Here is a 5,754-nt window from a genome sequence, read left to right on the forward strand (position 1 = left end):
GGCTGTGGCGGCGGGGCGCGCGGCCGGGATCGGGGCCGCGCCGGGTTCGGGCTTTCGGAACTTCGAGAACATGGCGATTCCCTCCTGTGGCCTCAGCCCGTGGCTTCTGTTTCGGCGATGTTGACCTTGTGGACCGAGCGCGCGAGCTTCGCGATTTCGCGGCGCAGCGCGTTCTTGGGCGCGCCCTCGGACAGGGGGGTGCCGTGATCGGCGCTCTGCGTCACGGCCCGGCCGCCGTCGGGCAGCTGGATCTCGATCGAGATCCCGAGCGAATCTGCCAGCCGCCGCGCCCGGCTCTTGCCCGACAGGTCGGTGAAGCCCGGCGCGCGGTTGAGCACGAAGCGCAGCTTCTCGAAGGGCAGATCCTCCGACTGCAGCGCCCGCTTGAGGCGCATCGTGTTCTGGGCCGAGCGCATGTCGAGCTCGAGCGTGGCGAAATAGACATGCGCGGCGCGCAGCACGGTTTCGGACCAGTCGACCATGTTGGCGGGCATGTCGATCACCACGTAGTCGAAATTGACCCGGGCCATCTCGATCAGCCGCGCCATGTCGTCTGGCCCGACGAGGTCGAGCGGCACCAGTTCGGAGGGCGAGGTCAGCACATGCAGGCGCTCGTTGTGGATCAGCATCGCCGAGAGCAGGCTTTCGCTGTCGGCCGAGGCCGGATCGCTCAGAAGCTCGAGCACCGCCTCGCGGCGCGGCAGGTCGAGATAGGTGGCGACGGTGCCGAACTGCAGGTCGAGATCGATCAGGCAGACCCGCGGCGGCGCCTTGCTGTCGACATTGGCCAGCTCCCAGGCGAGGTTCACCGCGAGCGTCGTCGCGCCGCTGCCGCCCGCGAGCCCCTGCACCGGGATCACCACCCCCGAACGGTCGCCCGTGGCGCGCGGCGCGGCCGCGGGCTCGGGCAGGATCGGGCCCACCCCCTTGCGCAGCCGGTCGATCGCCTGCGCCAGCTCGCCCTCGGGCAGCGGGTAGGGGACGAATTCGTCGCCGCCCTCGCGCAAGAGCTGGTGCAGCGCCGCAGGGCTCACATCGTCGGCGATGAGCACCACCTTGATGTCGCGGCGCTTGGCGCGGGCGATGATGTCGGCGATCAGGGTGAGCAGGCGCTCGTCTTCCTTACTGATCGCCACGGCGACGAACTCGAGCTCATCGGCCTCGGGCTGCTCGAGGAAGGCGAGCGCATCCTCGAACCCCAGGTCGCCCCAGTTCTCGCCCATCGCCGCTTCCATGTCCTCGATCAGCAGGTCGAACTGCTGGACGTCGCGGCTGATGGTACAGGCCGAAACCGGTTGCGGATCGGGTTGCAGGGGCGCCGTGCTGCTCATTCCTTCGTATCCTTTGTCAGGCGAGACCCCGCATCGGCGGGCTGGTCCGAGGCTTTGCCGGACCCGGCCTCAATCCTCCATGATCACGGTGATGGCGGGGAATCATGGCTGCAATGCGGCTGAAAAGCTGAAATTGTAGGCCCAGCGGCGACGATGCCCGCCTTGGGGCGGGCTTTGTCGCCGAACGGTCAGGGCGCCGCCGCGCCGCCGCCGCCAGCCGAGCCGAGCGTCGTGGGTGCCGCGGCGCTCTCGACATATCCGTCGAACACCACGGCCGCGTATTTGCCGTTGAGCAGGTTCGGGTGTCCCGGCACGAAGCCCGAGACCTCGGTGACGGTGCGCCGATTGGCGCGCTCGGGGTCGGTCGTGGCGATGATGGGGCGCGATTCGCCGAAGGAGGCGACCGCTTCGAGCCGTCGCGCGTCGAGCCCCTGGGCCACCAGATAGGCCACCGCGGCGCGGGCGCGGCGCAGGCCGAGCGCCTCGTTGTAGGCCGCATCGCCGACGAGGTCGGTATGGCCGTAGACCCGGAACCGCAGCTCGGGGAAGCGGCGGATCCAGCCGGCCTGCGCCTGCAGCGTCGCGCGGGCGGCCGCGTCGAGACGGTCGGAGTTGAAGGCAAAGGTGATGACGGTGTCCACCTCCGCGGCGAACTGGCGCGACAGGTCGACCCGCAACCCCTCGGAGGCGCGCGCCTGCGCGAGGGTGTTGCCGCGGGTGGCGTCGCCGAAACCCGCGGTGCCGCCGCCCGCCGCCTGATCGAAGCCGGGCGGTGCGGCGCAGGCAGCCAGCGAAAGGGCACATCCCAAGGCGGTCAGGACAAGGCGCATCTCGGCTCTCTCCTCAATCCATCACATAGCCGTAGGAGCCGGAAAAATCCTGACGGGCGATCTCTCCGGCGCCGCCCGACTGGGGCGCGCGATCGGCCGCGATCCGGCCGAACAGGAACAAGTCGCGCTCGCTGGGCGGGCGCACGCGGTCGGTGGGCATGGCCAGCGTCTCGCCGCGGGTGGGGGTGACCAGATGCGGCGTGATGATGATCACCAGCTCGGTCTGCTGGCGGCTGTATTCAGCGGAGCGGAAAAGCGCGCCCAACACCGGGATGTCGCCGATCCAGGGCACCTGTCCCTTGAGATCGCTGAAGTCGTCGGACAAGAGCCCCGCGATGGCAAAGCTTTCGCCGTCGCGCATCTCGACGGTGGTCGCGGTTTCGCGGCGCTTGAAGGCATCGACGGTGAAGCCGTTGGAGGTGAGGCCGTTCGCGGGGTCAATCGAGCTGACCGAGGCCTTGAGTTCGAGATTGATCAGGTCACCCTCGACCACGCGGGGCACGAAGCCGAGTTCGACGCCGAAGGGCTTGTACTCGATCGAGATCGAGCCGCCCTCCTGGCTGACGGGGACGGGGTATTCGCCGCCCGCCAGAAAGCTCGCCTGCTGGCCCGAAAGGGCGGTGAGGTTGGGCTCGGCCAGCGTGCGCACCACGCCGCGGTTTTCCAGCGCCTCGAGCAGCAGCCCGACCTCGACCCCGCCCGCGTTGAAGCCGAACAGCGTCGCGGCGTTGCCGGTGGTCACGCCGGGCAGGCTGCCGCCCAGCGCGGTGCCAAGCCCGCCCGAATTGCCGAGCGAGTTGGTGCCGATGGCCAGGCCGAGATCCTCGCCCAGCGCCGTGCCGCGCGCGCCCAGCGAGGCCGAGAGCGACTTGCTGACGGACCGCTGCATTTCCGAAAAGCGGACCTTGAGCATCACCTGCTGCGTGCCGCCGACGCTCATCAGGTTGGAGACGCGTTCGGGCGCGTAGCGCTGGGCCAGTTCGAGCGCGCGGTCGAGCTTGCCGATCGAGCTGACCACGCCCGACAGCACGATGCCGTCATTGGCGGTGCGCACCTCGATCCCCTCGCCGGGCAGGATCTGCTCCAGCCGCTCCTTGAACTCCGCGATGTCGGGGGTGACATGCACCTCGACATTGGTGATCAGCCGGCCGTTCTCGCCCAGCACGGTCAGCGTCGTGCGGCCAGGCGCCTTGCCCAGCACGTAGATCGTGCGATCGGTCAGCGAGGAGATGTCGGCAATGCCGGGGTTGGCGATCGACAGCTCGGTGAAGGCGACATCGCTCTCGACCACCACGGCGCGGTTCATCGGCACCTGCAGGGCCCGCGTCGGAGAGCCGCCCAGCACCCGGAGCGCCTCGGCTTGGGCGCCCGCCGGCAGCGCCATGGCCAGGGCGAGGCCCGTCAGACCGGCCCGCAGGATGTGTCGGATGTTCATTAAGCTGCCTCGCTGCAGGTCGCGCGTCGGGATCTTGTCATGCCCCGTCGAGGCGGAGCCTGCCCGAGGCAGGGGCGCAATGCAACGCGCGGCGGGCCGTGGGCGCGGTCTGTGGGGATGCGGCCACAGCCCGCCGCCGCGGCCCGGATCACGGTTTCGATCACGGCACGGCACGGCACGGACCGGGCCGCGGGTCACGGCAAGGGAGGGACCCGCGGCGGCGGCCTCAATTGGTGCAGGGGATCGCGATCTCGACCACCTCGGCTCCGCGCCGGGTGCGCACCGAGCAGACCTCCGGCTCCGGCGGTGCGGCGGCCACCTGCGGTGCCGCCTCGGGGATGATGCCCAGCAGGCTGCGCTGGTCCACCTCGACCGCCTGCGCGACCTTGTCGTCGAACAGCCCGACCAGCGACAGCGCCAGCGAGCCGGTGGACTGGGCCTGGGCCAGCTTGGCGGCTTGTTCGGGCGTGACCTGCACCGTCACCGTGCGGGCGACTATCGCCTCGGTGCGCCCCTGTTCGGCGGTCTGGTCGACCCCGACCAGCTCGAGCCCGGTCTCGATCAGCTTGGTGACCTCGCGGCGATCCTCGCTGTTGGACACGGAGCCGGTCCAGTAGACGTCGACCCGGTCGCCCGGCCGCAGGAAGCCCGACACGCCGCTGGTGGCGTTGACGCTGATGGCAAAGGCGCGCATGCCGGCACTCAGACGGGTGCTGATCCCCGCATCACCGCCCGGCGTGGTGATCTTGGAGGCCAGCACCGGCTCGTTGGGCTCCATGGGGCGCAGCACGATCCGCGGCACATCCTCGCCTTCGGGAAACAGCTCCTCGAGATCGGCGAAGGTGCCCTCGGGCAGGAAATTCGTGGTGTAGCGGATCGGCTTGAGGTCCGCGCGGGTAATGACGGTGCCGTAGGGCAGGGGACGGCCCACGCCCACGACCTCGACCGTTGCCCGGCGGTCGGCCGTGGCGTTGCGTTCGGCGGCGATGATGGCTTGCTGCTGATCGAGATAGCCCTTGATCATGTGGACCGCGAAGCCCGCGAGCCCGAGGCCGAGCATCAGCACCAGCCCGAATACCATTCTCATCGCTTGTCTCCTCTAAGCTGCATCTGCCCTACTCCGCCAGGCTGTCGACGAAGGTTTTCGCGTTGTTCATGTTGGTATGGTAGGCGGCATTGGGCGATTTGGCCGCCGAGAGGAACATGGCCATGACGGCCACGGATAGCCCGACGATGGCGGCCGTCAGAACGACCCAGTCCACTGTCACCGCGCCTTTGTCGTCGCGGCGCAGCGCGGCGATGTATTGGATCATGTTCCTGCTCCCGATTTGAGTGCCCGAGTTTGATCCTGTCGGGGGATTGTGGCGCGCCGATGGGCATTCGGGGGTTTTGCGGCGGCGCGACCCGCACCACGCCATGGCAAAAGGGGCCGCATGTCGGATGCGGCCCCTGTCGTTGTCGTCTCGGTTCAGCGATCAGCCGGCGGTACCAGCGGTCACGGAGTAGTCCTGAGCGTCCTGCGTCTTGAGGCCACTATCGATATCCGTCGCCAGATTTCCGACGCCTTGTTTTACTGTTCCCAGAACTGCCACGCCGATGCCGACGATGGCGGCGGTGAGCACGACCCAGTCGACCGTAACGGCGCCGGCTTCGTCATTGGCGAAGGACTTGAAGAAATTGAGCATGGTGTAACCCTCCTCGGGGCAATGTTGGACGTTCGATACCCGTGCGGGCTGTCTCGTGCCTGGTCTTGTCCGACCCGATCGCCGCTCTGGATGTGGCCCATATGGCCGTCCGATTGGGGCGGGAGTTTGTCTGTGATCGTGCGATTTCCGAGCCATTTGACGAAACGTGCAACCTGCGGGCGTGACCGTTTCTCCTCAGGGAGCGACCAAGTCATGCGAGGGGGCATCGTTGCGCGGGGGGCAGAGATAGGTTGGACAAAGAATCGCGGAGCATGTGGGGCCGATCGATGATGTCTGCGAAAGTCTGCCGCGCGGTGGCCATGGGGGCGGGGCTGTGGCTCGCCTTGGCCGCGCCGGTGACGGCCGAGGATTTCACGTATCGCCGGATCGCGGTGCCCAAGGCCGGTGCAAAACGCATCACGGTGCAGATCGCGCCCGGCGCGCTGCACAGGCCCTCGGCACCGCGCGCGGCA

The 5,754-nt window shown here is 68.5% G+C and carries 6 protein-coding genes and 1 pseudogene; 1 reads left to right on the top strand and 6 read right to left on the bottom strand.

Going from position 1 to position 5,754, the window contains the following annotated elements; translation table 11 throughout:
- Positions 1 to 92 precede the first annotated feature (92 nt).
- The 6 genes from NHG85_RS11070 to NHG85_RS11095 all read right to left on the bottom strand — a co-directional run bounded on the left by NHG85_RS11070 (position 93) and on the right by NHG85_RS11095 (position 5,281).
- A complete protein-coding gene (locus tag NHG85_RS11070) occupies positions 93 to 1,331 on the bottom strand; it encodes a CpaE/TadZ family protein (protein WP_253332361.1) in 1,239 nt (412 codons plus the stop codon).
- Between the two features lie 188 nt (positions 1,332 to 1,519).
- Positions 1,520 to 2,161 carry an OmpA family protein gene (locus tag NHG85_RS11075; RefSeq protein WP_253332362.1) on the bottom strand — a complete coding sequence of 214 codons (642 nt, stop codon included), beginning with the start codon at positions 2,159 to 2,161 and terminating at the stop codon, positions 1,520 to 1,522.
- A gap of 13 nt (positions 2,162 to 2,174) precedes the next feature.
- Positions 2,175 to 3,596 carry a type II and III secretion system protein family protein gene (locus NHG85_RS11080; protein WP_253332364.1) on the bottom strand — a complete coding sequence of 474 codons (1,422 nt, stop codon included), beginning with the start codon at positions 3,594 to 3,596 and terminating at the stop codon, positions 2,175 to 2,177.
- Between the two features lie 226 nt (positions 3,597 to 3,822).
- Positions 3,823 to 4,683 carry a Flp pilus assembly protein CpaB gene (cpaB, locus tag NHG85_RS11085; RefSeq protein WP_253332366.1) on the bottom strand — a complete coding sequence of 287 codons (861 nt, stop codon included), beginning with the start codon at positions 4,681 to 4,683 and terminating at the stop codon, positions 3,823 to 3,825.
- 28 nt (positions 4,684 to 4,711) lie between these two features.
- Positions 4,712 to 4,909 (bottom strand): hypothetical protein, encoded by a 198-nt coding sequence (locus NHG85_RS11090; protein ID WP_253332368.1) that lies wholly within the window; start codon positions 4,907 to 4,909, stop codon positions 4,712 to 4,714.
- 162 nt (positions 4,910 to 5,071) lie between these two features.
- Complete coding sequence (locus NHG85_RS11095) at positions 5,072 to 5,281, bottom strand: hypothetical protein (RefSeq protein ID WP_253332370.1); 210 nt, start codon at positions 5,279 to 5,281, stop codon at positions 5,072 to 5,074.
- A gap of 287 nt (positions 5,282 to 5,568) precedes the next feature.
- Between NHG85_RS11095 and NHG85_RS11100 the strand changes: the two are divergent.
- Positions 5,569 to 5,754: pseudogene (locus tag NHG85_RS11100) on the top strand (lytic transglycosylase domain-containing protein); the annotation flags it as partial.

It is taken from the genome of Limimaricola litoreus, from assembly GCF_024159025.1.
GTDB classification, from domain to species: Bacteria; Pseudomonadota; Alphaproteobacteria; order Rhodobacterales; family Rhodobacteraceae; genus Limimaricola; species Limimaricola litoreus.

Coding starts and splice junctions, on each gene's coding strand:
- NHG85_RS11070 (WP_253332361.1), bottom strand. CDS start 1,331: ATGAGCAGCACGGCGCCCCTGCAACCCGATCCGCAACCGGTTTCGGCC.
- NHG85_RS11075 (WP_253332362.1), bottom strand. CDS start 2,161: ATGCGCCTTGTCCTGACCGCCTTGGGATGTGCCCTTTCGCTGGCTGCC.
- NHG85_RS11080 (WP_253332364.1), bottom strand. CDS start 3,596: ATGAACATCCGACACATCCTGCGGGCCGGTCTGACGGGCCTCGCCCTG.
- cpaB (WP_253332366.1), bottom strand. CDS start 4,683: ATGAGAATGGTATTCGGGCTGGTGCTGATGCTCGGCCTCGGGCTCGCG.
- NHG85_RS11090 (WP_253332368.1), bottom strand. CDS start 4,909: ATGATCCAATACATCGCCGCGCTGCGCCGCGACGACAAAGGCGCGGTG.
- NHG85_RS11095 (WP_253332370.1), bottom strand. CDS start 5,281: ATGCTCAATTTCTTCAAGTCCTTCGCCAATGACGAAGCCGGCGCCGTT.